We start from the raw sequence: 24426 nt of genomic DNA on the forward strand, positions 1-24426 counted from the left end.
TTGCGATGCGCATTTCCCGGATCTCCCTTGCCCTCTGCGCTGCTGCGTGGACCTCTGGCGTCTCTCCTCTTGGTGGCACCCTCACGGCACAGGCCCAGGACGCATCACCTGCAGACGCGACGCCGGCTCCGGCCGACGCGGCTGGCGGGGACCAGGGGATCCCCAGGCGCGAGGCGACCGAAGAGGAGATCGATCTGGCGCGCCAGACCGCGCGCGACGGCCTCGCGGCGTACAAGATCAGCGACTACACGAAGGCGCTGACCCTCTTCGAGAAGGCGCGGGGACTCTACCCGAGCGCCCAGATCGTGCGGATGACGGGCTACTCGCACCTCGCCGTGCAGCACTGGGCCGAGGCGGTGGAAGCGCTGGAGGCAGCGCTCGCCTCGCAGCTCGGGCCGCTCTCCGAGGACGACCGCAACGACGTGGAGGACCAGCTCGCCAAGGCGCTGACGCACTTCGGCCGGGTGACGGTGACCACCTCGGTGAAGGGCGCGACGGTGGTGATCGACGACGATCCGCCGCGCCCACTCCCGTTGTCGGGGCCGATCCGCCTGCCGGAGGGCGGGCATTCGGTGGTGGTGAGGGCGCCCGGACACCTCGACGCGAAGGACGACATCGTCGTGGAGGGCGGCAAGGAGGAGGAGATCACCCTCGATCCTCGGCCGACCGCCGCGCCGCCACCGCCGCCACCGAAGTCGAAGCCGGTGGCGCCCCCGCCGGACCCGGGCTTCCAGGGCGTGAAGATCTTCCCGGCGCAGCGGGAGATCGGGATCGCCGCCGCGGGGACGGGGGTGGCGCTCGGGGCGGCCGCGCTGGTGACGGCGCTCGCGGGCGCGGATCTGCGGCGCACCGTGGAGGGCGACGTGGCGGCGCACGAGCAGAGCTACGGCCCGAACTGCGCGCAGGGTGACTACCGACTGTGCACGTTCGATCGCGCGGTCATCAACAACGACGCCGACCGGGCGGACACGCTGCGGGACACGAGCATGTGGCTCGGGATCTCGGGCGGGGCGCTGTTCGCCGTGGGGACGACGCTGTTCCTGCTCGCGCCGGACGGACCGCTGGCGAAGAAGCCGGCCCACGTCGGGCTCCGGTGCGGGCCGCTCGTGGGTGGAGTCTCGTGCGCGGGCGCCTTCTGACCAGCTCCCGGACGGCGCTCTCGAGGGCTGGGCTGCCTGCGCAGATGCCGCGAGGTGTGCGCGCTGCCGTGGGAGCGGCTTCGTTGCTCTCGACCCTCGTCGCGGTGGGGTGCATCGACGTGCCATCGCGCCGGCCCCGCAACGCGCTGGAGGTGCGCGACGTCACCGTGTCCCAGGGAGTGGGCCTGGAGACGGCGTGCACCCCGACGGGGGTCGAGCTTTGCTTCGACGCGCGGGACAACAACTGCAACGGGATCATCGACGAGGGGTGCGGCCTCCACACTGGGGTCCTGCAGTTCACGGTGGCGTGGGAGGCCGCCGAAGCCGACGTGGACCTGAACGTCTACGACCCTTCGGGGGAGCTCTCCCGCATCGGGGAGCCGACCGCCTCGGGGCTGATGAAGGACCGCGATTGCCCGCGGGTGAGCGGTGAATGCCAGGGGCAGAACGTGGAGAACGTGTTCCTGGCCGAGGGTGAGCCGGCGCGCGGGAGATACCGGGTGGTGGTGCGGCTCGACAAGCTGAACGGTGCCACCGCGCCCGTGGGGGTACAGCTCAGCGCGCGCGTGGGGCAGCGGGCGTTCGCGATGCGGCTGGAGCTGTCGCCCGGGGCGTCGACCGAGGAGAAGACGTTCGAGTTCACGCTGTGACGGCGCGGATCACCGGCGCTGCAGGTTGACGGCTGGTGCGTTCCCGCCCTACACCACTCTGGAAGAGCCCATGAATCCCATCTGGATGGCCATCACCATCGTCGGCCTCGTCGCGTTCTTCGCGTGGAGCGCCAACCGTCGCTTGAAGCTTCTCATGGTGGGGCGCCCGGAGGGGCGATTCGACCGGCTCGGAGAGCGGCTCAAGGGCGTCTGGGTCTACGCCTTCGCCCAGAAGAAGATGAGCTACTACCCGCTCGCCGGGCTCGCTCACAAGCTCATCTTCATCGGCTTCATCGTGCTCCTGCTGCGCTCCGTCATGCTCTGGGGACGCGGCTTCGTTCCCTCGTTCAACATGTTCATCCTGGGGCCCGAGCCGCTTCACATCGGCGGGCTCGAGCTGCCCCTCGGCCACCTCTACGACTTCGTGAAGGATGTCGTGGCGCTGATGGTCATCTTCGGCGCCCTGGTGTTCATCTACTTCCGGGCGGTGAAGAAGCTCCCCCGCATGACCCTCTCGGGCGAGGGGCTGCTCATCCTCTGCATCATCATCACCATGATGGGGGCGGACATCGTCTACGACGGCGCCCTCACCGCCCTCCACCACAGCTACGGCACGATGAAGTGTGCAGCGGGGGACGACGGGTTGTGCGGAAGCATCGCCAAGGTGATCGCGCCCATGTCGGGCGTGCCCGCCGATCCGACGGGGCCCCACTGGGCTCCCTTCCCGAGCCCTGCGGGGTCGCTCGCGGCGGTCCTGCTCTCGGGCCTCGGACCGCTGCCGCTGGTGATCGTGGCGCACGCAGGGTTCTGGACGCACGCGACGCTGGTCCTGGTGTTCCTGAACATCCTGCCGTTTTCGAAGCACTTCCACATCATCACCGCGATCCCGAACGTGCTCACGCGCGACATGGCGCCTCGCGGGCGCCTGCCGAAGGTCGCCGACAATGCCGAGGCGCTCGGCGAGATGGTGATGAAGGCCGCGGAGGAGCCCGAGAAGGCGGAGCCGGTGGGCATCGCCAGGATCGAGGACTTCACCTGGAAGGCGATCCTCGACTTCTACACCTGCACCGAGTGCGGGCGCTGTACGGACAACTGCCCCGCGCACAAGACGGGCAAGATGCTGAGCCCCAAGCAGCTCACCCTCAACCTGCGGGATCACCTGTACGGCAGCGAGGCCGAGCTGGTCGCGGAGAAGGCGAAGAAGGACGCCGCGAAGAAGAGCGGCGCCGCGGACGGGGAGAAGAAGGAAGGCGAGGGCAGCGAAGCGTCGGCCGAGGCCGAGGCGCCGGCAGAGGCGGCTGCTGACGGCGCAGAAGGCGCGAACGGCGCGAACGGTAAACGCGCCCTGAACCTGATCGGCGACGTCGTGCACCCGGACGTGCTCTGGGCCTGCACCACCTGCAGGGCGTGCGAGGAGCAGTGCCCGGTGATGATCAGCTACGTCGACAAGATCGTGTCGATGCGGCGGAACCTGGTGCTGGTGAAGGGGGAGATTCCGAACGATCTCAACGGCCCCTTCCAGGCCATGGAGGTGAACGGCAACCCCTGGAACATGGCCCGCCTCGATCGCGCCAACTGGGCCGAGGGGCTCGACATCCCCATGATGTCCGACAAGCCCGACACCAAGGTGCTGTTCTGGGTGGGGTGCGCGGCGAGCTACGACGATCGCGCGAAGAAGATTGCGCGCGCCACGGCGCGGCTCCTGCAGATGGCGGGCGTGGAGTTCGCGATCCTCGGGCAGGAGGAGACCTGCACGGGCGACCCCGCGCGGCGGGCGGGGAACGAGTACCTGTTCGCGATGCTGGCCGAGCAGAACACCACGACCCTGAACGGCTACAAGGAGCAGGGCGGCGTGAAGCAGATCATCACCACCTGCCCCCACTGCTTCAACGCCCTGGCGCGCGAGTACCCGGACTTCGGCGCGAAGTTCGAGGTCGTGCACCACACGGACTACCTGCTCAAGCTGGTGGCCGAGAAGAAGATCGCCCCGAAGAAGCGGCTCGATCAGAAGGTGGTGTTCCACGACTCCTGCTATCTCGGCCGCTACAACGAGATCTACGAGCAGCCTCGCGACGTGCTGCAGGCCATCCCGGGGCTGGAGCTGGTGGAGGTCGAGGGCTGGAGCCGTCAGAAGGGCCTGTGCTGCGGGGCTGGCGGCGCGCAGTTCTGGATGGAGGAGCAGAACAAAGATCGCGTGAACGTGAAGCGCACGCTGCAGCTCCTCCAGACCGAAGCGAAGACCATCGCCACGGCGTGCCCCTTCTGCCAGACGATGATCTCTGACGGCCTGAAGGCGCACGGGAAGGAAGAAGACGTGCGCCAGCTCGACATCGCCGAGCTGCTCGAAGAGAGCGCGCTGGAACGGCCGGTCCGCCCCAAGGAACCGGAGCAGAGCACCTCCGAGGGCGACGCGGCGAGCGCTGCCTGAGCCCGCGACGCACCGCGGACGTCCTGGCCTGGTGGTCCCGCGTACGACCGGGCCGTTGCGGAGCTTTCAGGTGCGCCTCTGTGGGAACTCTCGTCCGGGTCGAGCCTGCCCTGGCGCTCTGTTCTCTCGTCATACTCCAGGAAGGCCAGGCCTGAACGGCCGTACGTTTCAATCCCATGCGTGCGTCCCGCCATGGCCTGAGTTAGATTCAGGAGTGTCGGTGGAGGTGAGCAGGGTGATCGAAAGCGCTGCCGAGATGACCGCGAGGAACGCAGCCAAGAGCGCTGCGGTGAGCACTCCGCGTCTGGTCGCCATCGCGATTGACGCCGTCGCTGATGCGGCGCTGCGCGCACGCGAGGCGGAGGCCGTGACCCATGAGCTTCGTTGCGACGCCTGCGACGAGGTGATCGAGGGCGAGGCGGCGGGCCATGGCCTCTACGTGTGGGTCCGGGGCGACGAGGTGCGCCGCGAAGAGCCGCCGCTCTGCGCCTGCTGCGCCACGGCGATCGGGATCACCGCGCTGCAGGCCTGGAGCATCGAGGAAGAGGAAGGCTGAGCACCCCGAGATCGGGTGTTCCGGCCAAATAACCGAAACGCGACGCAAGAACGTGGCCTCGGGCTGGAGCTGGTCTAACGTTCCAGCGACGGATGGCGGATAGCTCAGCTCCGAGTGAAGAGCCCGTGGTGGGCCCGGTGCGTCAGCCGGTGCGCTGGCTCCTGTTCGTCGCCGTGCCCGCCGTCCTCGGTTTCGCCGTGGTTCGAGGCATGGAGGCGGCGAGAGCGCACGCCCTCCTGGCGGAGACGACCCAGACGCCCTCTCCGGAGGCGATGCCTCTCCCGGACGCACCCTCCCCACCAGCAGCCACGGCAGCTCCGGGCATCGCGGCGGTCACGGCCGCCACACCTGCGCGCGGGCCGGAGTCCGCGTCCCTCCTCTGCGAGAAGCAGGAGCCGCAGGAGCCGACCACGGCGCCGGAGACAGAGGCAGCCACCCTGTCCTCGGGTGCGTCGACCCTTGAGGCAAGCGCGGTGCTCGGCCAGTCCTCTCCACCCGCCTCGTCGATGGCGGTGGCAACGGCTTTGGCGCCGGTTGCGTGGGCCCCCGCGCCGCTGCCCGCATCACCCGTGGCGTCTGCGGTGTCCGCAGCGGTACCGGCGGTCTCGACATCAGCGCGTGCGCCGGCCCCTGAACCTGCATTGCGGCCACCGCAGCAGGTCCAGCTCCCGGAAACGCTCGCGGGGCTCCAGCCCGCCCTGCCCGATTGCGAGCCCACGCCGCTCACCTCGTTCCAGCTCGCCGAGGTCCTTCGCGAGGGCCACATCCGCCACTTCGGGAGGGCGCCGCACGCAGATCGCTGGGCTTGCGCCTGGGCGCACTGCGCCTTCGAGCAAGACCGGGGCGACGCGATCTACGGCAACAACCTCGGCCACCTGACGTTCTCCATCCCGCCCAACGTGCCGAAGCCGAGGCCTCCGGGCCGGGTCTGCGTGAGGCGCATGAGCGAGCGCCTGATGAAGGGACCCGACCGATGGGCGCGCGTCGACATGTGGTTCCGGGTCTTCGAGACGCCCCAGGAGGGAGCCGAGGCCTACTGGCGCCTGCTTGCGAACAGCTACTACTCGGTCCTCGCCCGCTGCGACGTGGCAGACCCTCGGGGAGCTGCGCAGCGCCTCGCCGAGATCGGCTACTTCACTGGCCCCGAGGCGCCCTACATCGAGGGCATGGCGCGCCTGTTCGTGAAGGCCCGCGGCTCGCTGATCCCACAGGTCATGGAACAGAGCCCGCTTCCCTGACTCCCTGCGGAGCGCCGGGGAGAGGCTCTCGCTAGAACGCCTCTCCGATGCCCAGGTTGAAGGCGAGGGGGAGACCGAGCAGCTCGTCGGGCTTGCCTTCGCCGACGGGGAGGGGCTCGTTCGGGCAGACACCCGCCACCTGGACGCAGGGGATGCGGAAGCCGAGATCGACGCGCAGTGGACCGATGGGCGTCGCGTAGCGCAGGCCGAGGCCAGTGCTCAGGTGCGGGTGCGTCAGGCGGTAGGTGACCTCGGTGCGGGTCACGTCGCTGGCGTCGAGGAAGAACGCGGCGCCGAGGTCGCCCACGATCGGGGTCCGCAGCTCGACGCTCGCCTCCCACAGCGAGAGGCCGCCGGTGGGCACCAGCCCGTTGGTCAGGCCGGTCAGGCTCGGCACGTTGTCGTGTGGGCCCACCTGGTTGTAGGGATAGCCGCGGTTGCTGTTGGGCCCACCGCTGAAGAACGCGCGGAACTGCAGGACCTGCAGGTCTCTCGCGCGCTGGATCTCGGTCGAGTCCGGGTCCGTGAAGGCCGTGCCGTAGTTGGTGGGGAACAGCATGCCCACCATCAAGCGCAGCGCGAGGGTGGTCTTCTTGGTGACCGGGAGGTAGCCGCGGATCTCGGGCTGCAGCCGCACGTCGTTGGCGTCCCCGAAGATGTACCCCGCGAGCTCGGCGTCGACGCTCGCCCAGAAGCCCTTGTGGGGCGCGATGCGGGTGAGCTTGCCGTCCGAGTCCCGGCGCAGGTCGAGGGTGACGACGCTCTGCAGGTAGGGAAGGAGCAGGGTCCGGAAACCGGCGGGGGGCGGGCCGTTGATGTATGCGAACGGCTGGTTGAGCTGCAGGTTGTAGTAGAGAGCCGCCGTGAGGATGTCGTTCCTGAGGAAGGGGCGCTCCAGGCCGACGGCGCCGGAGTACTCGTAGTAACCGACGACCTTCTCCTTGCCCTCGACGACCACGTCCTCGCGGTTGAACTGGCTGCTCTGCAGCCGGTAACGGCGCAGCGCGCCGCGGAACACCGCCGTGGTGCGCGGATCGATGACGTCTGGCTGGCGGAGTTCGGCCTTGAGCTGCGCCTCGAACAGCACGTCCGAGGGGAGATCGTCGAAGAGGGTGGAGATGGTGGTCGGATAGAAGACCAGACCGGGGCGGGCCTCGACCGTGAAGCGGCGCAGCCCGCCGAGGAAGTTCCGGTCTTCCCAGCCAGCGACGAGATGGACCTCGGTGCGGCCACCGAGTTCGCCGCCGCCCCCGAGCTTCACCGAGCGCAGCCTCGCCGGCTGCAGCTTGAAGGTGATCGGAACGACGGGGTTCTCCGGCTCACCCTCGGGTGAGCGCCCGATCTCGATGTCGATGGCCCCGAACACGCCGAACTCCGACAGCGCCCGCTGCGAATCGTCCAGCTTGTCAGTGGAGAACGGCTCTCCCTCGATGGCCTTGATCGCAGCGCGAATGGGCCGCTCGGGGATCTCGTCGAGCCCCTCGATCTTCACGGGCCCGAACCTGGAGCGCGGCCCCATCTTGATCTGGTAGGTCACCTGCGCCTTGCGCGCGACGAGGTCCACGCAGACGTAGCCCTCGATCTTGGCGTAGGGGAAGCCGCGCTCCGTGAGGGCGCGGAGGATCAGCCCCTTGGTGTCCTCGTAGGTGCTCTCGTCGAAAGGTTCGCCCGCCTCCACGTTGTTGCGCGCCTCGACCACCGCACCGAGCACCCTGCGCATGTCGTTGGCGATCGCGTCGGACCACTCCAGCCGCACGGGATGCTTGCCCAGATCTCGCTGGCATGCCGGCTTGTCCTTGAAGAGCCGCGGCCGATCCGCCATCGGCGTCTCAATGGCCCCCACCACCACCGGGACCCCCTCCTCGACCACGATCTCCACGGCGACGCGCCCGCCCTCGCGGTCCTCGATCCGGTGCACCCGGCCTGCGCGCGCCCTGGCGCTGTAATACCCGCGCGCCTGGTAGTAGCGCTCGACCCGGGCGAGGTCCCGCTCCAGCACGAAGCGGTCGAAGCGCTCGTACTTCACGCTCACCACATCCAGGATGCGGAGGATGGGCACATTCTCGAGCGCGCCCCCGAGGAGGCGCGACGACTCGGCTGTGGCGATGGCGCCCTCGATGTCGCCCCCGCCGACCTTCGCGTTGCCGTCCACATAGACCGCATCGATGGGGCAGCCACTGAGATCGGGGCGTGAGCAGGGTGGCCGCGAGATATCGCGGCAGCCGATGCCGAGGAAGAACAGCGCGAGGGCGCTGCAGAGGGTTCCCAGCACACGCAGGCGGGAAGGTTCAAGATGTTTCGGCAGGAAGCGAGGGTTCAACGGACCGCTTGGCTGTGGTTATGCTGACGTGCCCCTGCTTGGATGCCGGGGGCGCGAGAAAGTGAGCGTACGGGATGACAGAAGCGACGCAAAAGGAAGCTGCTGGCGGTAGCACCGTTGGCCAGCATCCTCCTGCTGCGCGAAGAACGAGCGTAGCGCCTGCACTGGGTTTCCCGGCCTCCGGGCTAAGCCTTGCCAGAGGCTCAGGATCGTTCGTCAGACTCCGTCAGGGTCATCCCCAATCACGCCAGCAGCGGTGTTCGATCCCGGCCCCCCTCACCTCCCGGGTTGATCGAGGTTCCCCAGCGTGCACATGCCTGCCTCGGAGCGCGCGATGACGCATAGAATTCCGGGGGCGTGGGTGTACAGGTACGGACAGAAGCCATGAGAGAGCGCGCTCCTGCGGTAGCAATGCGCCTTGCTCCGGTGCTGCTCGCGCTGTGCAGCCCAGGTGTCGCGCGCGCGCAGGGCGCGGTCGAGAAGGCGGCGGCCGAGGCGCTGTTCCGGGAGGCGCGCGCCCTGCTGGAAGAGGGGAAGACCAGCGAAGCGTGCGCCAAGTTCGCCGAGAGCCAGCGCCTCGAGCCCAAGCTCGGGACGCTGCTCAACCTCGCGAGCTGCCACGAGGAGGAGGGGAAGATGGCCTCGGCGTGGGCGGAGTTCAACCAGGCGGCAGGCCTGGCCACCACCGCGAAGCAGGAGGCGCGCGCCGACTTTGCCCGCACGCGCGCCGCGGAGCTGGAGACGAAGCTCTCCCGGGTCGTCTTCCAGGCGGCGGGAGGCGCAGCTCCGGAGATGACCATCCGCATCGGCGACAAGCAGCTCGGCGCCGCCACCCTGGGCTCCAAAATTCCCCTCGATCCTGGCCCCTACCAGGTCGAGGTGACAGCGCCCGGCAAGCAGCGCTGGGCGACGCAAATCCAGGTGCCGGCCGGCCCTGCGAGCCTCGACGTATCCATCCCGGCGCTTGAGGACGCATCCTCCGCGGCGCCGGACGACGGCGGGCTCGCGGCGATCTTCACGCCCCCCACCCGGCGCACCATGGGCCTCGTGGCGATGGGCGTCGGCGTCGTCGGGGTCGGCCTCGGCACCTACCTCGGCGTGCGCACCTTCGTGCAGAAAGGCACCATCTCCGAGCACTGCACGGGGAGGTACTGCGATCAGGAGGGGCTCGACGCCAGCGACGACGCCCACACCTCTGCGGGGCTGTCGACCGTCGCCTTCATCGCCGGAGGCGTGTTCCTGGCGGGAGGCGCGGTGCTCTACCTGACCGCGAAACCGGCGAAGGACACCTCACCACCGACGAAGAGCGCGGCCAGTGCGCGCCACCGTCAGGGCGCCACCCTCTGGGTCTCGCCGAACGTCGCCCCGGGGCATGCAGCGCTCGGGCTCGGGGGCAGGTGGTGAGCCGGCGTCGGGCAGCGGCGTGGCTCCTCGGCATCGCCGCGATGTCGGGGGGATGCGCGGTCATCGCGGGGCTGGACGATCACGAGCTCTGGCCGGGCGGTGAGCCAGGAGGGCTCGTCGTGCTGTCCGAACAAGCTGGCGCCCTGCCGCACGCCCTCGTCGTGGACGACACCTCCGTCTACTGGGTGACCGAGGCTGCGGGAGCGCGCGGCGTCTGGAAGATCCCCAAGCGCGGCGGCGACACCGAGCCTTTCGCCACCCTCTCGGATCCCAACACCCCGACGCCTGCCGAGGTCGAGATCGGCCTCGCCATGGACCTCGACACCATCTACTGGACGCAGGCCCAGATCGACGGCCCCTGTGACAGCCCCTCGGCCCCCGACTACGCGCCGGATCGGGTGCTGAGCCTGCTCAAGGCGGGTGGAGATCCGACCCCGCTCCTGGAAGTGTGCGCCTACAACCGGCCCTACGGCATCGCGGTGGATGGCCAGCACGTCTTCGTGTCTCTCCCGGGCGATCGCCGCATCACCCGCATCCGCAAGGGAACGCTCACCACCGCCACCATCTCTTCCAACCAGTACGACCCGACCCACGTCGTCGTGGACCAGACCAACGTCTACTGGATCGTGCGCAACGACAACGCCAGCGAGGGCTACATCCGGTGGGCCTCCAAGAGCGCGACGGACGTGGCCCCGGAGACCCTCTTCACCGCCGAGAACCAGCTCGCGCGCCGCCCCAATGGCCTCGCCGTGGACGAGCGCACCGTCTACTGGGTCGACGACGGCCGGGTGCGGGCGGTGACCAAGCCCGGGGTCACCTCCGGCGAGGGCGGCGCTGGCGGCAGCGGTGGCGCTGGCGGTAGCGGCGGCGAGGGGGGCATCCGGGACATCGCGACCGGGAACGGCGTGTTCCCGGCCATCGCCATCGACGACGCCTACGTGTACTGGACCGAGGCCACCGAGGGGCGGATCCTGCGCGCGCCCAAGGACGGCGTGATGGTCGAGCCCCAGGTGCTCGCCGAGGGCCAGAACGATCCCGAAGCCATCGCCGTGGACGGCGATGCCGTCTACTGGACCAACTTCGTGGGCGGGCAGCTCATGCGGCTCACCAAACCGTCACGCTGAAGGACGCTCACCCAGCCGGGTGCAGCACCACCGGCAGCACGCCGGGTCCGCGCACGACAAGGGTGCGGTGCCAGGTCATGGGCTCGGGGCCCCGCGTGATCTGCGCACACCGATCGAGCAGCGCTTCCAGCGCGAGCCGCCCCTCCATGCGCGCGAGCTGCGCCCCGAGACAGAAGTGGATGCCGTGCCCGAAGGTGCACGCCGCCGAGCTCCACGTCCTCCATCACGATGCGCGGTGCCACCTGCGCCGGCGCTGCTCCAGGAGATCGCTGAAGTGGGCCCGCAACTCCCGCACGGCGTCGCGCGCGATCTGCTTGCGCACCTCGTCGTCCGGACGCACTGTCGTGACCCCGCCGGTGATGAGGTCTGCCCAGCGCTTGAGCTGCGCGTGCATGGCGGGGTCGAGCCCCAGCGTCTCGCCGATGGCGTAGGCCGGGATGCGCAGCGCATAAGGCGGCATGATGTCGAAGGGCTCTCCGAGGGGCAGCGCGGCCACGGTCTGCTCGGCGAACGCGCGCACCCGCGGCTCCAGCCGGGCCATGGCCGGGCCGAGGAATGCGCGGTTGATGAGCGCCCGCTGCCGCCCGTGCTCGGGAGGATCCATCGTGAGCATCGACTCGGAGAGCGGGTTGCCCCCGAGCCACGGCGGGTTGGTCGCCACCCGGAAGCCTCGCGACGAGAACACCTGCGGGTTCTTGAGGACGTGCACCACATCGTCATGCCGCGCGACCGCCCACATCCCGCCCGGATCCACCTGGCACACGGGCGCGCTGCGACGCATCTCCGCGTAGACGGGGTAGGGGTCTTGCTTCAGCGCGGGGGACAGCAGGTCGATGCGGGATGTCACGGGGTGTTCCTGGGCAGGTGTCACGGCACCTCACCTCATGCGCGTCAGGCCCGTATCCGCGCGACCTCACCGCGCTGGCGCAGATGTCACGGAGCCCTGCGTCAAATCCCTCCAGGTCATGGGCGCCCGCGTACTTCTGCAGCGCGTGCAGCGCATGCCGCGATGCTGGCGGCTTGACACCAACCAGGGCGTTCGCTGTCCTGCACCCGAGGGGGGAGCGCGTATGAAGATGGGGACGCAGGGATTTTCTTCATGAGGCAGATCGCGCTCACCGTGTCGTTCTCGTTCGCTGCCGCGCTCGCGAACGTGGCGGCCCATGCGCAGACGCCCACACCGCCCTCGGCGAGGACTCCGCCTGCACCTGCCGCCTCCACCCCGTCGCCTGACGACCCGCAGCAACCTGGCTACGCGCAGCCTGCAGTTCCGCCGCCGCCTGGCGATGGGCAGCCCCGAAACCCCCGGCAGCCTGGGTATCCGCCCCCTGGGTATCCGCCGCCGCCTGGCCGGGGCCAACCTGGGTATCCGCCGCCTGGCTATCCGCAATCACCGCCGTCTGCATACCCACCACCCGGCTATCCGCCGCCTGGCTATGCACAGCCTGGCTATCCGCCGCCCGGCTACCCACCGCCCGGCTATCCACCGCCTGGCTATCCACCGCCTGGCTATGCACAGCCTGGCTATCCACCACCACCCTATGGGTACCCGCCCCCTGGATACGGCGCGCCAGCTCCCGCGGCGCCGGCCCGTCCCCAGCCACCGCTCGTGATCTACGGTTGGGACCCGGACGTCCCCCCGCCCGACGGCTATGCGCTGGACTCGAACGTCAACGCTTACCTCATCGGCGTGGGCTTGGGGCTGCTCACGGCCGGGTGGTTGACCTCGGCGCTGGTGGGGAGCCTCGCCTCGGACGCCACGGACGCGGATCTGGGGGGCCACTCCGCGGCAGACTGGACGCCCCTCTACTTTCCGGTCGTCGGCCCCTTCATCGCGCTCGGCACCCTGGAGCCAGATCCCGCGGCGGCGGGACTCCTCATCGCCGACGGCGTGATCCAGGCGGGAGGTGCGATAGGCATCCTCTGGGGCGCCCTGAACCGCCGCTACAAGGTGGTGCGTGAGCGGCAGGGCCTCGTGCACGTCACCCCGGTCGCGGGGCCGTCATTTCGAGGGTTGTCGGCGCTGGGCCGGTTCTGAGGAGGAGACGATGGGAATGCCTCGATACCCGCTGGGCGCACTGCTGATGGTCACCGCCGTCGCGCTCGCCCCGACCGCGGCGCGCGCGCAGGTCTCCCACCCGACGGCGGCCGAGGCCGAGGCCACGCCGCCGGAGGTGGACCCTCGCCCGGTGGAGATCCCGACCCCGCCCCCGGCGCCCGGGGGGAGCAACCCGCACACGGCGCTCGTCACGGGCGCGAGCGTGCTCGGTGGCCTGGGCGTCGTGGCGTTCATGGCCGCCGGGATCTCGTGGCTGGTCGCCGCGAACGACGCCGCCAAACTCGACGAGGAGTGCCCCAGCAAGATCTGCTACGAGGACAGCCCTGGCGGCGAGCACCTCGTCAGGGCGCGGGGCGCCGAGCGCGCCTCCGTGGTGCTCGTCGGGGTGGGCACGCCACTCCTCGCGGGCGGCCTGGTGATGTCGCTCTTTTCGACGGCTTTCCGGCGCAGCGGGACGGCGGTGAACGCCGCGCCCGTCGTCGGTCCGAGCTTCGCCGGGGGCACGCTCCGGGTGACCTTTTGAAGGAGACGCCATGCGACGACGCGGTCTGCTGACGCTGGCAGTGCTCGGGGGCTTCACGCTGAGCGGCTGCGAGGGGTGCCTCGGGCTCGACGAGTACACGCTCGTGGAGGGCCAGGGCGGTGGTGGTGGCAGCCCCGACGCCGGGCCCTCGCCGACGTTCTGTGCGCCACCCAGCGAGGGTAACCTCTTCGTCGTGCTGCCTCCTGCGCCGGCGTCATCAGCCAGCGCAGAGAGTGGCCCGTGTGCATTGCCCGGGAACATGGATCCCGGCATCGATGTCATCGCCTACGCTCCCTGGGCGGGCACGTGTGGGGCGCGGACGAGGATCACCAAGGCAAGCGGCGTCGCCCTCACCGGTCCGATGCACGCGCGGCACACGGCGGGGACCTCGGCCTTCGTCGCGGGCACGTTCCGCGGCGGCCCGCTCTCCCTACCCATGGGTTGCGACCAGAGCGGGAGCGTCATCCTCGAGGAGGAGAACGGCGCCACCGACACCCTGTTCGTTGCCGCGCTCCAGATCCGCGGCGACCGGTTCTGCACGGCGTGGGCGCGCCGCGCCTCGACGCAGGACCCAGGCGCCGCGGGCGTGCTGCGCGTGAATGCGGTGGACGCGGATGAGGAGGGCCGCGTGGCCATCGCGGGCTCGCTGGGTGGCGCCCTCACGCGCTTCGAGAGCCCCGCGTCCTCGCCGGTCGAGGCGCGCGGGCACACCTTCTTCGCCAGCTACGCGGCAGGAGGTGTCCTGGAAGTGGCCACCGCCCTGCCCGGAGCTCCTGGTGCGCAAGACGCCGCGCTCGCCCTCGCAAAGGGCCAGGGCACCTGGTTCGTGACAGGAACCGCGCGCGCCGAGACGCCGGCATGTCACGGCTGCATTGGGACCACCGCGGTCGTGGACGCCGCGGGCGTGTGCCCTCCAGGCGAGGGCGCCGGAGGCAGCGGCGCTGGCGGCGCGGGCGGTGCTGGCGGCGCGGGGGGCGGAGGAGGCGGACCTGGCGGAGGTGGCGCGGGAGGGGCGCTTCCGGACAGCGACAACGCCTTCATCTGGAGCCCCAGCCCCACTGGCTCCTGCAATCAGCTCTCCTTCGTGGGCTCGGACCGGCTGGGTGATGCGGACGCGCAGCAAGGCCTGGCGCTCTCCATGATGACGACGCCCACCTGCAACGGCTACTGGGCTGGCCGCGCCGGCCGTGAACGCTGGCCCTTCAGCGCCAGCGACCCCTCGACCACCCTCTACGACGCCGGCGGCACCACGCAGGACGGGTTCATCGTCCGCCTCGACAGAAACCGCGGCTCCGGGTGCGGCACACCCGACGGGGCCATGTGGAGCCTGCGCCTCGCTTCTTCAGCGCCGGGCGCGACCGCGGTGGGCGCCCTCGTGGAGGCCCGGCGCTGCAGCGACGCTGCTACCGCGGCGGTGCTCGCCTTGGGCGGGGCGCTCTCCGTGGACGTGCACCGCTGCACCACCGGGGCCGCCTGCGAGGCCTCGCTCACGAGCATCCCTCTCACCCCGAGCTTGACCGAACAACTCGCCCTGATGTCCCTCCGCGGCGACGGAACTCCGGAGTGGCAGGCGACCCTCGGCCCCATCGCCCTAGACTCCAACGGTCGCGCCCTCGCGCGGATCGTTCACGACTTTCGCGACGGCATCCACGTCCTCTTCACCACGACCGGCCCGCTGCGCCTGCAGAACCTCGACCTGAGCTTCTGCGCGGGCATCGCTGAGGGCGCCGAGGCAGGCACCTACCTCCTCGAGCTGAGCCACATCGGCACCGGGAAGGACAGCGCAAGCTGTCGCGCGGCGACGCGCCTTGCGCCTTGACGCGCTCTGGCCGGTCCCACACGGTCCCCGCCATGTCTTTCCCCCTCCGCGCGCTCACGCTGTCGGCGCTCACGGTCCTCACTCCCTGCCTCGCCGGCTGCTACTTCCTCGTCCCCACCCAGCCGTACGACCCCGCCGACCCCCGCTTCCAGAATGCGCAGGCTTCGGATCCCAACGGCCCTCCGCCGTCCAGCGGCCCCAGCGAGCCTGAAGCCTCCTCCTCGGGCGGCGGCTTCCAGAGCCCCCCGAAGCAGGACAGCCCCCCGCCCCCGCCCTCGAAGCCGATTCCCATCAGCGTCCAGATCCGCAGCGAATGCTCGAAGACGGTCCCGGTCTTCTACGGCGAGAAGCCCGGCTTCAGCAGCGGCACGCGCTCCAGCGTCAGCGGCAACTCCATCAGCTCCCAGGGGCGGAAGTCCGACGGCACGCTGACCGTCTGGCTCCTCGACGCGAAGGACAACGGCATCACCAGTGTCCGCGTCAGCCCCGACACGAATCGCGTCATCGTCGACCGGAGCTGCACCGGCCTCCGCACCGAGTGACGCCCTCCGCGCCCGCGCCGCGCCTACCCGCCAGTCCTCACGCGGCACCGGAGCCGCGGACCAGCATCTCCTCCGCGGCGCCTCGCCCGGGCCCCTGGGTGCGCCGGTAAGCGCCGGGCCCCATGCCCATCCACCGCTTGAAGGCCTTGCTGAAGGCGGCGTCGCTCTCGTAGCCCGCGCGCTCCGCGATGAGGGAGATGGAGTCGTTCGTCTCCCGGAGCCATTGCGCCCCCTTCGCCATCCGCCATTCTGCGAGGTAATGCATGGGCGGCGCCCCGACCAGCTCGTGGAACCTCGCCGCGAACCCCGAGCGTGAGAGCCCCACGGCCGCCGCGAGGCGCTCCACGCTCCACGCCTCCCCCGGACGCGCGTGGATCATCCCCAGCGCCGCGCCAATGGCCGGATCGGCCAGCGCCCGCCACCCGCCCGGCTCCTTCTCCTCGTCGAGCGCGCGCAGGCGCAGCACCTGGACGAGCAGCACATCGGCGAGGCGCCCCAGGACGAGCGCCGTCCCCTGCCCGGGAGATGCGCTCTCCGCCAGGAGGAGCTGCACCGTCGCCGCGAGCGAAGGGGATGCCTGGACGTGCTCGGAAGCCACGCGCACGGCAGGTGGAAACGCCGCGAGCAGCGGGCTCCGCCCTGCCGCGGCGAAGCGGAAGCACCCCGACACCACCGTGCTCTCCGCGCCCCCGCCCCCCAGCCGCACCGGCGGCGACAGAGGACCGCCCACGTGCCCCACGGAGAGCAGCTCTCCGGGGCTCAGGGTGTTCTGCCCGCTCCGCGCGCCATCGTCGATCGTGTGCGCCGCCCCGTGCGGCACGAGCGCCACATCGCCAGCGGCGAGCCGCAGGGGCTGCTCCATCCCGTCGACCTGCAACCGCACCCGTCCCCGGGCCAGCACGTAGAACGACGACGTCGCCTTCTGCGGAACGCGCAGCGCCCAGGGAGCGCTCAGCTCGAAGCGCCCGAACAGGAGCGTCGTGAAGCGCAGCGTCTCCAGCACGTCCGACAGCACGTCGGGGTACCCGGGAGAGCCGGAGGGACGCTCGGACAAGAACGCTGGACGCACCGACATGGAGCCTCGATAGCGCCCGCGCCATGCTCCGTCCACCTCACGCCCATGAACCACCCTCGCCACGGAGCACCCCCATGAACCACCCTCGCCACGGAACCACCCCACCCCGCGCGCCCCGCGCCCGCGTCCTCTCCCAGCCCAGCGCGGAGCATGCCCGATGACGCCGACCACATCCCACGACCGCCCCACCCCGCGCGTCCTCGTCATCGGCGCCTCTGGCAACACGGGCCGCCGCATCTCGGAGCGCCTCGCGGCGTCCGGCGTCCTCGTCCGCGCGGCCACGCGCAGCCGTCAGGCCCCGGAGGGCGCCGCCGAGCAGGTGCGCTTCGACTGGAGCGACGCCTCGACCCACGGGCCGGCGCTCCAGGGGGTGGACCGCATGTACCTCATCGCTCCGGCTGCGGTCGAAGACCCGGACTCCATCATGCTGCCCTTCATCGACGAGGCGCTCGCGCGCGGGGTGCGCCGCGTCGTCCTGCTCAGCTCCTCCGCGATTCCCGAGGGCGCGCCGGGGCTGGGGACGGTCCACCAGGCCCTGCGCGAGCGCGCCCCCGAATGGACGGTGCTCCAGCCTTCCTGGTTCATGCAGAACCTCCTCGGCACGCACCACCTGCACGGCAAGAGCCTGGAGGAGCACGGGACGGTCACCACCGCCACGGGCGACGGGCGCGTCGGGTTCGTCGACGTCCTCGACATCGCCGAGGTCGCCGCCCGGGCCCTCGCCGACGCGCAGCCGCACGACACCGCGCACCACCTCACCGGACCCGAGGCGCTGAGCTACGACGACATCGCCAGCATCCTCACCCGCGCGACCGGCCAGCCGAAGCGCCACGTGCGCGTGAGCCGCGACGACTCGGCCCGCCTCATGGTGGAGGGGGGCATCCCCGAGCGCTATGCCGCGCTCCTCGCGCGGATGGAGGATGCCATCGCGCACGGCGCCGAGGCCCGCCTGACGCCCACCGTCGAACGCGTGACGGGCCGCCCTCCGAGGTCGTTCCAGGCCCTCGTCAGAGCCAGCCTTCAGCGCTGACTGGCTCCTCCGCGGGCCCCGCGCCTCTCACCCCCGCGCTCCTCACCTCCGCAGGCGACCCGCCCCCGCATCCAGGCCGGGACTCAGCGTGTGCAGAGGCAGGTGGTACAGCCGGACCACTTGCAGTAGCCCGAGCCCGGCCCGTCACACTTCGCATCGCAGTCCACGTCGCGTACGCACTCCCAGCAAGCCTGGGGCTCCGCGTCCGGCGTGGTCACCGGCCCTTCTGCGGCCACGGCCGGCGAACCGGCAGCGCCCACCCAGAAGCCAATCCCGGCCAGCAGCATCGTGGAAACCAGCGCGCGTTGAATCTTCTTCTTCATGTCGAACTCCTTTGCAGTGCCTCTGGACCTGGCTGTGCCGCAGCGATGCCGTGGCGACTCCGCCGACCGCAAACCACGGCGAGACTATAGGCGCTCAACGCAATGAAACCAGAGGCTTCGACGCGCTCCGATGCTGTCGCCTGACGGTGTCCTCCGCGCCCGCACTGTCGATTGCACCTCACCCGCATTCGTCCGTGGAGACCAGAGCAAGAGCCGCGCAGGAAATGCCTGATGGAGCGCGCACGTCCGGTCGACGCCGAGGCCGGTCTGCTACTACCGTACGATTGCGGGAGTGATCATGTCGGTCGAAGGGTTCTGGTCCAGACGCAGGGCGGAGAAGGTGCGCAGGCTGGAGCGCATCGCCTCTCTCTCCCGTGGCCGCGTGATCGCCACCGAGCGCATCGTCGAGGCCCTCGAAGGCGTCCTCCAACCGGGCGATCGCGTCGCCCTCGAAGGCAACAACCAGAAGCAGGCCGACTTCCTCTCGCGCGCCCTCGCGCGGGTCGATCCGGCGCGCGTCCGCGACCTGCACCTGCTCATCTCCAGCATCAGCCGCCCGGAGCACCTCACCCTCTTCGAGGAGGGCATCGCCCGCCGGGTCGACTTCGCCTTCGCCGGCCCGCAGAGCCTGCGGGTCGCCCAGCTCCTCGAGGACGGCAAGCTCGAGATCGGCGCCATCCACACCTACGTCGAGCTCTACGCCCGCATGTTCGTGGACCTCACCCCGCACGTGGCGCTCGTCTGCGCGGAGAAGGCCGACGCCGCCGGCAACCTCTACACGGGCCCCAACACCGAGGACACGCCCACCATCGTCGAGGCCACCGCCTTCCGGCAGGGCATCGTCATCGCCCAGGTGAACGAGATCGTAGGCGAGCTGCCGCGCGTGGACATCCCCGGCTCCTGGATCGACCTCGTGGTCGTCGCCGACCGCCCCTTCGCCGTCGAGCCCCTCTTCACCCGCGACCCGCGCCACATCGACGAGCTGCAGGTGCTCATGGCGATGATGGTCATCCGCGGCATCTACGAGCGCCACGGCGTCACCTCCCTCAACCACGGCATCGGCTTCGACACCGCGGCCATCGAGCTGCTCCTCCCCACCTACGGCGAGCGCCTCGGCCTGCGCGGCAAGATCTGCCGCAACTGGGCCCTGAACCCCCACCCCACCCTCATCCCCGCCATCGAGAGCGGCTGGGTGGAGAGCGTGCACTGCTTCGGCTCCGAGGTCGGCATGGAGCGCTACATCCGGGCCCGCTCCGACGTCTTCTTCACCGGCCCCGACGGCAGCCTCCGCTCGAACCGCGTCCTCTGCCAGCTCGCCGGCCAGTACGGCGTCGACCTCTTCATCGGCTCCACCCTCCAGCTCGACGCCGACGCCAACGCCTCCACCGTTACCCTCGGCCGCCTCGCCGGCTTCGGCGGCGCCCCCAACATGGGCCACGACCCCCGCGGCCGCCGCCACCCGAGCCCACCCTGGCTCGACCTCCGCACCGACCCTTCCCCCCTCGCCCGCGGCCACAAGCTCGTGGTCCAGCTCGTGGAGACCTTTCGCAAGGGCGGCGAGCCGGCCATCGTCGACACCCTCGACGCCATCGCCGTCGGCAAGAAGAGCGGCATGCCCCTCGCCCCCGTGATGATCTACGGCGATGACGTGACGCACGTCGTCACCGAGGAAGGCATCGCCTACCTCTACCGCGCCGAGGGCGCCGAGGAGCGCCGCGCCGCCCTCGCCGCCATCGCCGGCGCCACCCCCATCGGCCTCCGCGCCGACCCCGCGAGGACCGCCTCCCTCCGCGCCCGCAGCGTCGTCGCCTTCCCCGAGGACCTCGGCGTCGCCCGCCTCGACGCCAGCCGCTCCCTGCTCGCCGCGCGCAGCATCGAGGACCTGGTGGCCTGGTCCGGCGACCTCTACCAGCCCCCCGCGCGCTTCAAGAGCTGGTGACCCCGCCGTGCTCCCCACCGTGCTTCCCGCATCCCGCCACCTCCTGCCGGCCTGCCCCACCGCGCGCGCCCGCGCCCGCCGTCTCGGCGCCCTGGCCACCGCCGTGCTCATCGCCGAGGCCGAGCTGACCCCCAAGCCAGCCCTCGTCGACCGCCGCGGCAGGGGCGCGCACACCGACCTCGACCTCGACCTCATGCGCCGCTCCGCGCGCGCCCTCCAGTCAGGCTTCGAGGCCATGGCCCTCTGCGCCGCCGGCCAGCGCCCCTCGCCGCAGCTCCGCGAGCGCCTCGCCCAGCTCGGCCGCGACGCCGAAGTCGCCATGCTCGCCGCGAGCGCCGGCGCCAACACCCACCGCGGCGCCATCTGGGCGCTCGGCCTGCTCCTCGCTGGCGCCGTCGCCTCCCCCGAGGTCCCCCCGTCGTCGCTTCCTCGTCTCGCCGTCGGGGACACCGCCGCCCACCTCGCTGCCGTCACCGCCGACACCATCGCCCACACCGCAGGCGCCATTGCGCGCCACCCTGATCGCCTCGCCCCGCCCAACCCCAGCCACGGCGCTGCCGTCTGCGCGCGCTACGGCGTCTCCGGCGCCCGGGGCGAGGCCTGCGCCGGCTTCCCCCACGTCCTCCACCACGGCCTCCCCACCCTCCGCGCTGCCCGCGCCCGCGGCCTGCCCGAGGACAGCGCCCGCCTCGACGCCTTGCTCGCCATCATGAGCCACCTCGACGACACCTGCCTCCTCCACCGCGGCGGCCGCGACGCCCTCCTCACCGCTCAGGTCGGCGCCAGCACCGTCCTCGCCCTCGGAGGCACCTCCACCCCGGCTGGCTCCCGCGCGCTGCACCGCCTCGACGCGCAGCTCCTCGCCCTCGACGCGTCCCCCGGTGGCTCCGCCGACCTCCTCGCCGCCACCCTCTTCCTCGACGCCCTCCACCCCTGACGCCTTCACCCGCCCCGCGAGAGCCGCCCATGGAACAGCTCCTCTTCGAGTACCCCGACCGCAAGCCCATCGACCGCCGCGCCCACGCCGGCGTCGTCGGCTCGGGCGATCTGGAGGTCCTCCTCGAACCCTCTCCCGACGGCGCCCTCCACGTCCGCGTCCGGACCAGCGTCGACGGCTACGGCCAGGTCTGGAAGAACGTCATCGACCGCTTCGCCACCCGCTTCGAGGGCGCGGCCACCATCGAGATCAACGACTTCGGCGCCACCCCTGGCACCGTCATGCTCCGCCTCGAACAAGCGGCAGAGAGGATCCGCGCGTGACCTCCTCGCCGCCATCTCGCCTACCGCGCCCTCCCCGCCCCCAGGGCCTCCTCTCCCGCCAGAGCGTCGCCGAGATGACCGCCCGCGAGCGCGCCCGCGCCGTCCTCGACGAGGGCTCCTTCCGCGAGCTCCTCGGCCCCTTCGACCGCCTCGAATCCCCCTGGCTCCCGCGCCAGGGCATCGTCCCGCAGTCGGACGACGGCGTCGTCATCGCCCGCGGCACCTTCGACGGCGACCGGGCCGTGGTCGCCGCCATCGAGAGCGCCTTCCAGGGCGGTAGCATGGGCGAGGTCTCCGCCACCAAGATCGCCTGCGCCCTCGACCTCGCGCGCCGTGACTGCAACGCGGGCAACACCGTCCGCCCCATCCTCTTCCTCGAAAGCGGCGGCGTGCGTCTCCAGGAGGCCAACCTCGGCCTCGGCGCCATCGCCGAGATCCACGCCGCCCTCGTCGCCCTCCGCCGCCTCACGCCCGTGGTCGGCGTCATCGCCGGCCCCGTGGGCTGCTTCGGCGGCATGTCCCTCGCCGCCGCCCTGTGCACCACCCTCATCGTCACCCGCGAGGCCCGCCTCGGCATGAACGGCCCCGAGGTCATCGAGCAGGAGGCCGGCATCACCGAACTGGACGCCGCCGACCGCCGCCTCGTCTGGAGCCTCATCGGCGGTGCCCAGCGCCACGCCACCGGCTTCGCCGACGTGCTCGTCGACGACCACCTCCCCGACGTCGGGCGCGCCCTCCGCGAAGCCTTCGCCCGCGGCACGCCCCCGCGCCACCGCAGCGCGGACGTCGACCGATACCTCGCCCGCCTCCACGACCTCGCGCGTACCGCCGACGGCGACGCGGTAGCCTCCCTGACCCCCGACGATCTCCGCGCCGCCTGGCCCCGGGAGCACACCGATGACCGCTGAGCCCACCTCGCGCGGCCGCGTCTGGTTCGAGATCTTCGCCCAGGGTGGCACCGTGGTCCCGAGCGGCGCCGCCTCGGTCCTCGTCGCCGACGCGCCCCTGCCCGACGCGCCCCTGCCCGACGCGCCCCTGCCCGACGCGCCCCTGCCCGACGCGCCCCTGCCCGACGCGCCCCTGACCGGCACGACCGCGCGCGTCCTCGCCGTGGTGCCCGACCCTCACAACCCCTTTCCGCGGGCCCGCGGCGGCGAGGTGGGCCTCCTCGAAGGGTGGACGCTCGCGCGCCACGTCCGCGCGGCCATCGACGCCGACACTGCTGACGAGACCGAGCCCCCTGGCCCTCGCCGTCCCCTCCTCGCCATCGTCGACGTCACCAGCCAGGCCTACGGCCGTCGCGAAGAGATGCTCGGCATCCACCTCGCCTGTGCAGCCGCCGCCGATGCCTATGCCGCGGCACGCCTCGCCGGCCACCCCGTGATCGCCCTCCTCGTCGGCAAGGCCATGTCGGGCGCCTTCCTCGCCCATGGCTACCAGGCGAACCGCATCCTCGCCCTCGATGCGCCCGGCGTCGTCGTCCATGCCATGGGACCTGAGGCCGCAGCGCGCGTCACCCGCCGCACCGTCGACGACCTCCACCGCCTCGTCGAGGCCAACCTGCCCATGGCCTACGACATCCGCAGCTACCGGAAGCTCGGCTTCCTCCACGCGCTCCTCGACGGCATCGACGCCGACGCCCCCACCCCTGCGCAGGTCTCCCGCGTCCGGAGCGCCGTCGCGCAGGCCATCGACGATGCGCGCCGCGGCCCCCGCGACCTCTCGAACCGCCTCGCCTCCCCCGAGGCCATGCACGCCCGCGCCGCCTCCCTGGAGGTACGCCGCCGCCTCGCCGAGCAGTGGGATGAGCGCTGACGCGCCGCGCCCCCACGACCTGCTCCGGCTGGCCGACGAGACCTGCTTCGTGGTGCCCGGTGACACCACGCCTGGCGGCAACGCGCCCGGCCACGCCGCGCCCCGGAGCGTCGACCTCGCCTCTTCCACGCTCCCTCCCACGCTCCCTCCCACGCTCCCTCCCACGCTCCCTCCCACGCTCCCTCCCTGGGTCCCTGCCGCCCTCGCGCGCGCGCCGTGGGTCGTCGTGCGCCGCGCCCTGCCGCTCGGGCCCCTGATCCCGGTCGGCGTCCGCGGCGCGACCCGCGCCGAGCGATGCGCCGCCCTCCTCGCCCCCGCGCGCGTCCCCATCGCCCTCTCCCCCGAGGACCTCGCGCACGCAGCGCTCCGTGAGCGCCATGTCCGCACCCGGCAGCGCACGCACCTCCCCGTCTTCCACGCGCTCGCCCGCGTGGCCGCCGTCCTCGATGCCACGGGCCTCCCCTGGGGCCCCACGGGGAGCGTCGGCTTCGAGCTTGCGAGCGGGTGGCCAGCGGCCACCGAGCGCAGTGACCTCGACCTCCTCCTGCGCCCCCGCGGACGCCTCTCCCGAGCGGAGACCGTGGACCTCCTCGCTCGCCTCGAACGCCCTGCCGCGGACCTTCGCCTCCGCCTCGACCTCCAGGTGGAGACCCCGCTCGGCGCCGTCCTGCTCCCGGAGCTGGCCCGCCCCTCCGGAGAGGTCCTGCTGCGCACCCCGTGGGGCCCACGTCTCGTGGCGGACGCCTGGGCGTCGAGCGGGGAGGTCGCTGTCCCACCCGCCCTGCCGTGAAGACCACCGTTGCACGCGGGACGTCGGCGACCGGACGACCCCTTTCCATCGTGGCAAGTGGGATGTCGGCGACCGGACCTCTTCCACCGGAAACATGGGATGGCTACGCCCCGTGACCCGCTCGGTGCCGTGCTGATCGCGGAGACGCCCCGACCCCTCGCCACGGTCCTCTCCGTACGCGGCGGGTCCGCGTTCCACGTTATCGCTTCTCCGCGCGCTGACGATTGTCCCGCGTCAGCGAATACGGCAGCGCCGATAGCGACTGTCCCATCCCTGGTGAACCGCATACCCGTCCAGGAGAATACCCCGAGGAGTCAACGCTCCGAGGAACCTCGCCAGATCAGGGCCTTGCTTACGCGCGGAGAGGCGCTGGCCCTCGACCCTGGATGACG

Annotated in this window: 22 protein-coding genes and 1 pseudogene; 18 read left to right on the forward strand and 5 right to left on the reverse strand. The window is 71.4% G+C overall.

Annotation, left to right across the window (positions count from 1 at the left end; translation table 11 throughout):
• Positions 1-5 precede the first annotated feature (5 nt).
• From CAP_RS08015 to CAP_RS08035, 5 genes are all read left to right on the forward strand, one after another.
• Positions 6-1139: a PEGA domain-containing protein gene (locus CAP_RS08015; RefSeq protein WP_231511208.1), complete on the forward strand. Its 1134-nt coding sequence runs from the start codon at positions 6-8 to the stop codon at positions 1137-1139.
• 83 nt (positions 1140-1222) lie between these two features.
• Positions 1223-1789: a hypothetical protein gene (locus CAP_RS08020; protein ID WP_197041066.1), complete on the forward strand. Its 567-nt coding sequence runs from the start codon at positions 1223-1225 to the stop codon at positions 1787-1789.
• A 70-nt stretch (positions 1790-1859) separates the two neighbouring features.
• Complete coding sequence (locus CAP_RS08025; protein ID WP_081864677.1) at positions 1860-4217, forward strand: (Fe-S)-binding protein; 2358 nt, start codon at positions 1860-1862, stop codon at positions 4215-4217.
• Positions 4218-4473: 256 nt separating this feature from the next.
• Positions 4474-4773: a hypothetical protein gene (locus CAP_RS08030; protein ID WP_197041067.1), complete on the forward strand. Its 300-nt coding sequence runs from the start codon at positions 4474-4476 to the stop codon at positions 4771-4773.
• Positions 4774-4865: 92 nt separating this feature from the next.
• Entirely contained in the window at positions 4866-6011 is a 1146-nt protein-coding gene (locus CAP_RS08035) for a hypothetical protein (protein WP_156040590.1), read from the forward strand.
• Between the two features lie 31 nt (positions 6012-6042).
• Here the strand turns inward: CAP_RS08035 and CAP_RS08040 are convergent, their stop codons facing one another.
• Entirely contained in the window at positions 6043-8283 is a 2241-nt protein-coding gene (locus CAP_RS08040) for an autotransporter assembly complex protein TamA (RefSeq protein ID WP_044238122.1), read from the reverse strand.
• A 459-nt stretch (positions 8284-8742) separates the two neighbouring features.
• Here CAP_RS08040 and CAP_RS08045 point away from each other — a divergent pair, with 459 nt between their 5' ends.
• Positions 8743-9735 (forward strand): hypothetical protein, encoded by a 993-nt coding sequence (locus CAP_RS08045; RefSeq protein ID WP_052374484.1) that lies wholly within the window; start codon positions 8743-8745, stop codon positions 9733-9735.
• Complete coding sequence (locus CAP_RS08050; protein ID WP_156040592.1) at positions 9732-10859, forward strand: NHL repeat-containing protein; 1128 nt, start codon at positions 9732-9734, stop codon at positions 10857-10859. Before CAP_RS08045 ends, CAP_RS08050 begins: the two co-directional genes overlap by 4 nt.
• A gap of 7 nt (positions 10860-10866) precedes the next feature.
• On the opposite strand, the pseudogene CAP_RS53420 reads toward CAP_RS08050, so the two are convergent.
• Positions 10867-11052, reverse strand: a pseudogene (locus CAP_RS53420) (cytochrome P450); the annotation flags it as partial.
• A gap of 30 nt (positions 11053-11082) precedes the next feature.
• Positions 11083-11706: a cytochrome P450 family protein gene (locus CAP_RS08055; RefSeq protein WP_044238127.1), complete on the reverse strand. Its 624-nt coding sequence runs from the start codon at positions 11704-11706 to the stop codon at positions 11083-11085.
• Positions 11707-11958: 252 nt separating this feature from the next.
• Here CAP_RS08055 and CAP_RS50025 point away from each other — a divergent pair, with 252 nt between their 5' ends.
• From CAP_RS50025 to CAP_RS08080, 4 genes are read left to right on the forward strand one after another with little or no spacing between them, the layout of a single operon-like run.
• Entirely contained in the window at positions 11959-12897 is a 939-nt protein-coding gene (locus tag CAP_RS50025) for a hypothetical protein (RefSeq protein WP_156040593.1), read from the forward strand.
• Positions 12898-12907: 10 nt separating this feature from the next.
• Positions 12908-13441: a hypothetical protein gene (locus CAP_RS08070; protein WP_156040594.1), complete on the forward strand. Its 534-nt coding sequence runs from the start codon at positions 12908-12910 to the stop codon at positions 13439-13441.
• Between the two features lie 10 nt (positions 13442-13451).
• Positions 13452-15260 (forward strand): hypothetical protein, encoded by a 1809-nt coding sequence (locus CAP_RS52065; protein ID WP_044238142.1) that lies wholly within the window; start codon positions 13452-13454, stop codon positions 15258-15260.
• Positions 15261-15292: 32 nt separating this feature from the next.
• The gene (locus CAP_RS08080; RefSeq protein ID WP_044238145.1) at positions 15293-15802 is read left to right on the forward strand and encodes a hypothetical protein; all 510 of its coding nucleotides are present in this window, start codon (positions 15293-15295) and stop codon (positions 15800-15802) included.
• 37 nt (positions 15803-15839) lie between these two features.
• Here the strand turns inward: CAP_RS08080 and CAP_RS08085 are convergent, their stop codons facing one another.
• The gene (locus tag CAP_RS08085; protein ID WP_044238147.1) at positions 15840-16877 is read right to left on the reverse strand and encodes an AraC family transcriptional regulator; all 1038 of its coding nucleotides are present in this window, start codon (positions 16875-16877) and stop codon (positions 15840-15842) included.
• 157 nt (positions 16878-17034) lie between these two features.
• On the opposite strand from CAP_RS08085, the gene CAP_RS08090 reads away from it, so the two are divergent.
• Positions 17035-17907 carry an NmrA family NAD(P)-binding protein gene (locus tag CAP_RS08090; protein WP_044238150.1) on the forward strand — a complete coding sequence of 291 codons (873 nt, stop codon included), beginning with the start codon at positions 17035-17037 and terminating at the stop codon, positions 17905-17907.
• Between the two features lie 83 nt (positions 17908-17990).
• Here CAP_RS08090 and CAP_RS08095 read toward each other — a convergent pair whose 3' ends face one another.
• On the reverse strand, positions 17991-18230 hold the full coding sequence (locus CAP_RS08095; RefSeq protein WP_044238153.1) for a hypothetical protein: 240 nt from the start codon (positions 18228-18230) through the stop codon (positions 17991-17993).
• Between the two features lie 298 nt (positions 18231-18528).
• Here CAP_RS08095 and mdcA point away from each other — a divergent pair, with 298 nt between their 5' ends.
• From mdcA to CAP_RS08125, 6 genes are all read left to right on the forward strand, one after another.
• Positions 18529-20169: a malonate decarboxylase subunit alpha gene (gene mdcA / locus CAP_RS08100; RefSeq protein ID WP_044238501.1), complete on the forward strand. Its 1641-nt coding sequence runs from the start codon at positions 18529-18531 to the stop codon at positions 20167-20169.
• 19 nt (positions 20170-20188) lie between these two features.
• Positions 20189-21106, forward strand: coding sequence for a triphosphoribosyl-dephospho-CoA synthase (locus CAP_RS08105; RefSeq protein ID WP_081864694.1), 918 nt, complete (start codon positions 20189-20191; stop codon positions 21104-21106).
• Between the two features lie 29 nt (positions 21107-21135).
• A complete protein-coding gene (locus CAP_RS08110; RefSeq protein ID WP_044238156.1) occupies positions 21136-21429 on the forward strand; it encodes a malonate decarboxylase subunit delta in 294 nt (97 codons plus the stop codon).
• A 74-nt stretch (positions 21430-21503) separates the two neighbouring features.
• Entirely contained in the window at positions 21504-22337 is an 834-nt protein-coding gene (locus CAP_RS08115; protein ID WP_044238505.1) for a biotin-independent malonate decarboxylase subunit beta, read from the forward strand.
• Positions 22327-23244: a biotin-independent malonate decarboxylase subunit gamma gene (gene mdcE, locus CAP_RS08120; protein WP_052374485.1), complete on the forward strand. Its 918-nt coding sequence runs from the start codon at positions 22327-22329 to the stop codon at positions 23242-23244. Before CAP_RS08115 ends, mdcE begins: the two co-directional genes overlap by 11 nt.
• Positions 23234-24034 carry a malonate decarboxylase holo-ACP synthase gene (locus CAP_RS08125; RefSeq protein ID WP_052374486.1) on the forward strand — a complete coding sequence of 267 codons (801 nt, stop codon included), beginning with the start codon at positions 23234-23236 and terminating at the stop codon, positions 24032-24034. The genes mdcE and CAP_RS08125 overlap by 11 nt, the downstream gene beginning before the upstream one ends.
• The last annotated feature ends 392 nt before the right edge of the window (positions 24035-24426 follow it).

The organism is Chondromyces apiculatus DSM 436, from assembly GCF_000601485.1.
Classification (GTDB): domain Bacteria; phylum Myxococcota_A; class Polyangia; order Polyangiales; family Polyangiaceae; genus Chondromyces; species Chondromyces apiculatus.

Excerpts from the sequence above, each read along its gene's own strand:
- CAP_RS08015 (WP_231511208.1), top strand. The coding sequence starts at position 6 with ATGCGCATTTCCCGGATCTCCCTTGCCCTCTGCGCTGCTGCGTGGACC.
- CAP_RS08025 (WP_081864677.1), top strand. The coding sequence starts at position 1,860 with ATGAATCCCATCTGGATGGCCATCACCATCGTCGGCCTCGTCGCGTTC.
- CAP_RS08030 (WP_197041067.1), top strand. The coding sequence starts at position 4,474 with ATGACCGCGAGGAACGCAGCCAAGAGCGCTGCGGTGAGCACTCCGCGT.
- CAP_RS08035 (WP_156040590.1), top strand. The coding sequence starts at position 4,866 with ATGGCGGATAGCTCAGCTCCGAGTGAAGAGCCCGTGGTGGGCCCGGTG.
- CAP_RS08045 (WP_052374484.1), top strand. The coding sequence starts at position 8,743 with ATGCGCCTTGCTCCGGTGCTGCTCGCGCTGTGCAGCCCAGGTGTCGCG.
- CAP_RS50025 (WP_156040593.1), top strand. The coding sequence starts at position 11,959 with ATGAGGCAGATCGCGCTCACCGTGTCGTTCTCGTTCGCTGCCGCGCTC.
- CAP_RS08070 (WP_156040594.1), top strand. The coding sequence starts at position 12,908 with ATGGGAATGCCTCGATACCCGCTGGGCGCACTGCTGATGGTCACCGCC.
- CAP_RS52065 (WP_044238142.1), top strand. The coding sequence starts at position 13,452 with ATGCGACGACGCGGTCTGCTGACGCTGGCAGTGCTCGGGGGCTTCACG.
- CAP_RS08080 (WP_044238145.1), top strand. The coding sequence starts at position 15,293 with ATGTCTTTCCCCCTCCGCGCGCTCACGCTGTCGGCGCTCACGGTCCTC.
- CAP_RS08085 (WP_044238147.1), bottom strand. The coding sequence starts at position 16,877 with ATGTCGGTGCGTCCAGCGTTCTTGTCCGAGCGTCCCTCCGGCTCTCCC.
- CAP_RS08090 (WP_044238150.1), top strand. The coding sequence starts at position 17,035 with ATGACGCCGACCACATCCCACGACCGCCCCACCCCGCGCGTCCTCGTC.
- CAP_RS08095 (WP_044238153.1), bottom strand. The coding sequence starts at position 18,230 with ATGAAGAAGAAGATTCAACGCGCGCTGGTTTCCACGATGCTGCTGGCC.
- mdcA (WP_044238501.1), top strand. The coding sequence starts at position 18,529 with ATGTCGGTCGAAGGGTTCTGGTCCAGACGCAGGGCGGAGAAGGTGCGC.
- CAP_RS08110 (WP_044238156.1), top strand. The coding sequence starts at position 21,136 with ATGGAACAGCTCCTCTTCGAGTACCCCGACCGCAAGCCCATCGACCGC.
- CAP_RS08115 (WP_044238505.1), top strand. The coding sequence starts at position 21,504 with ATGACCGCCCGCGAGCGCGCCCGCGCCGTCCTCGACGAGGGCTCCTTC.
- mdcE (WP_052374485.1), top strand. The coding sequence starts at position 22,327 with ATGACCGCTGAGCCCACCTCGCGCGGCCGCGTCTGGTTCGAGATCTTC.
- CAP_RS08125 (WP_052374486.1), top strand. The coding sequence starts at position 23,234 with ATGAGCGCTGACGCGCCGCGCCCCCACGACCTGCTCCGGCTGGCCGAC.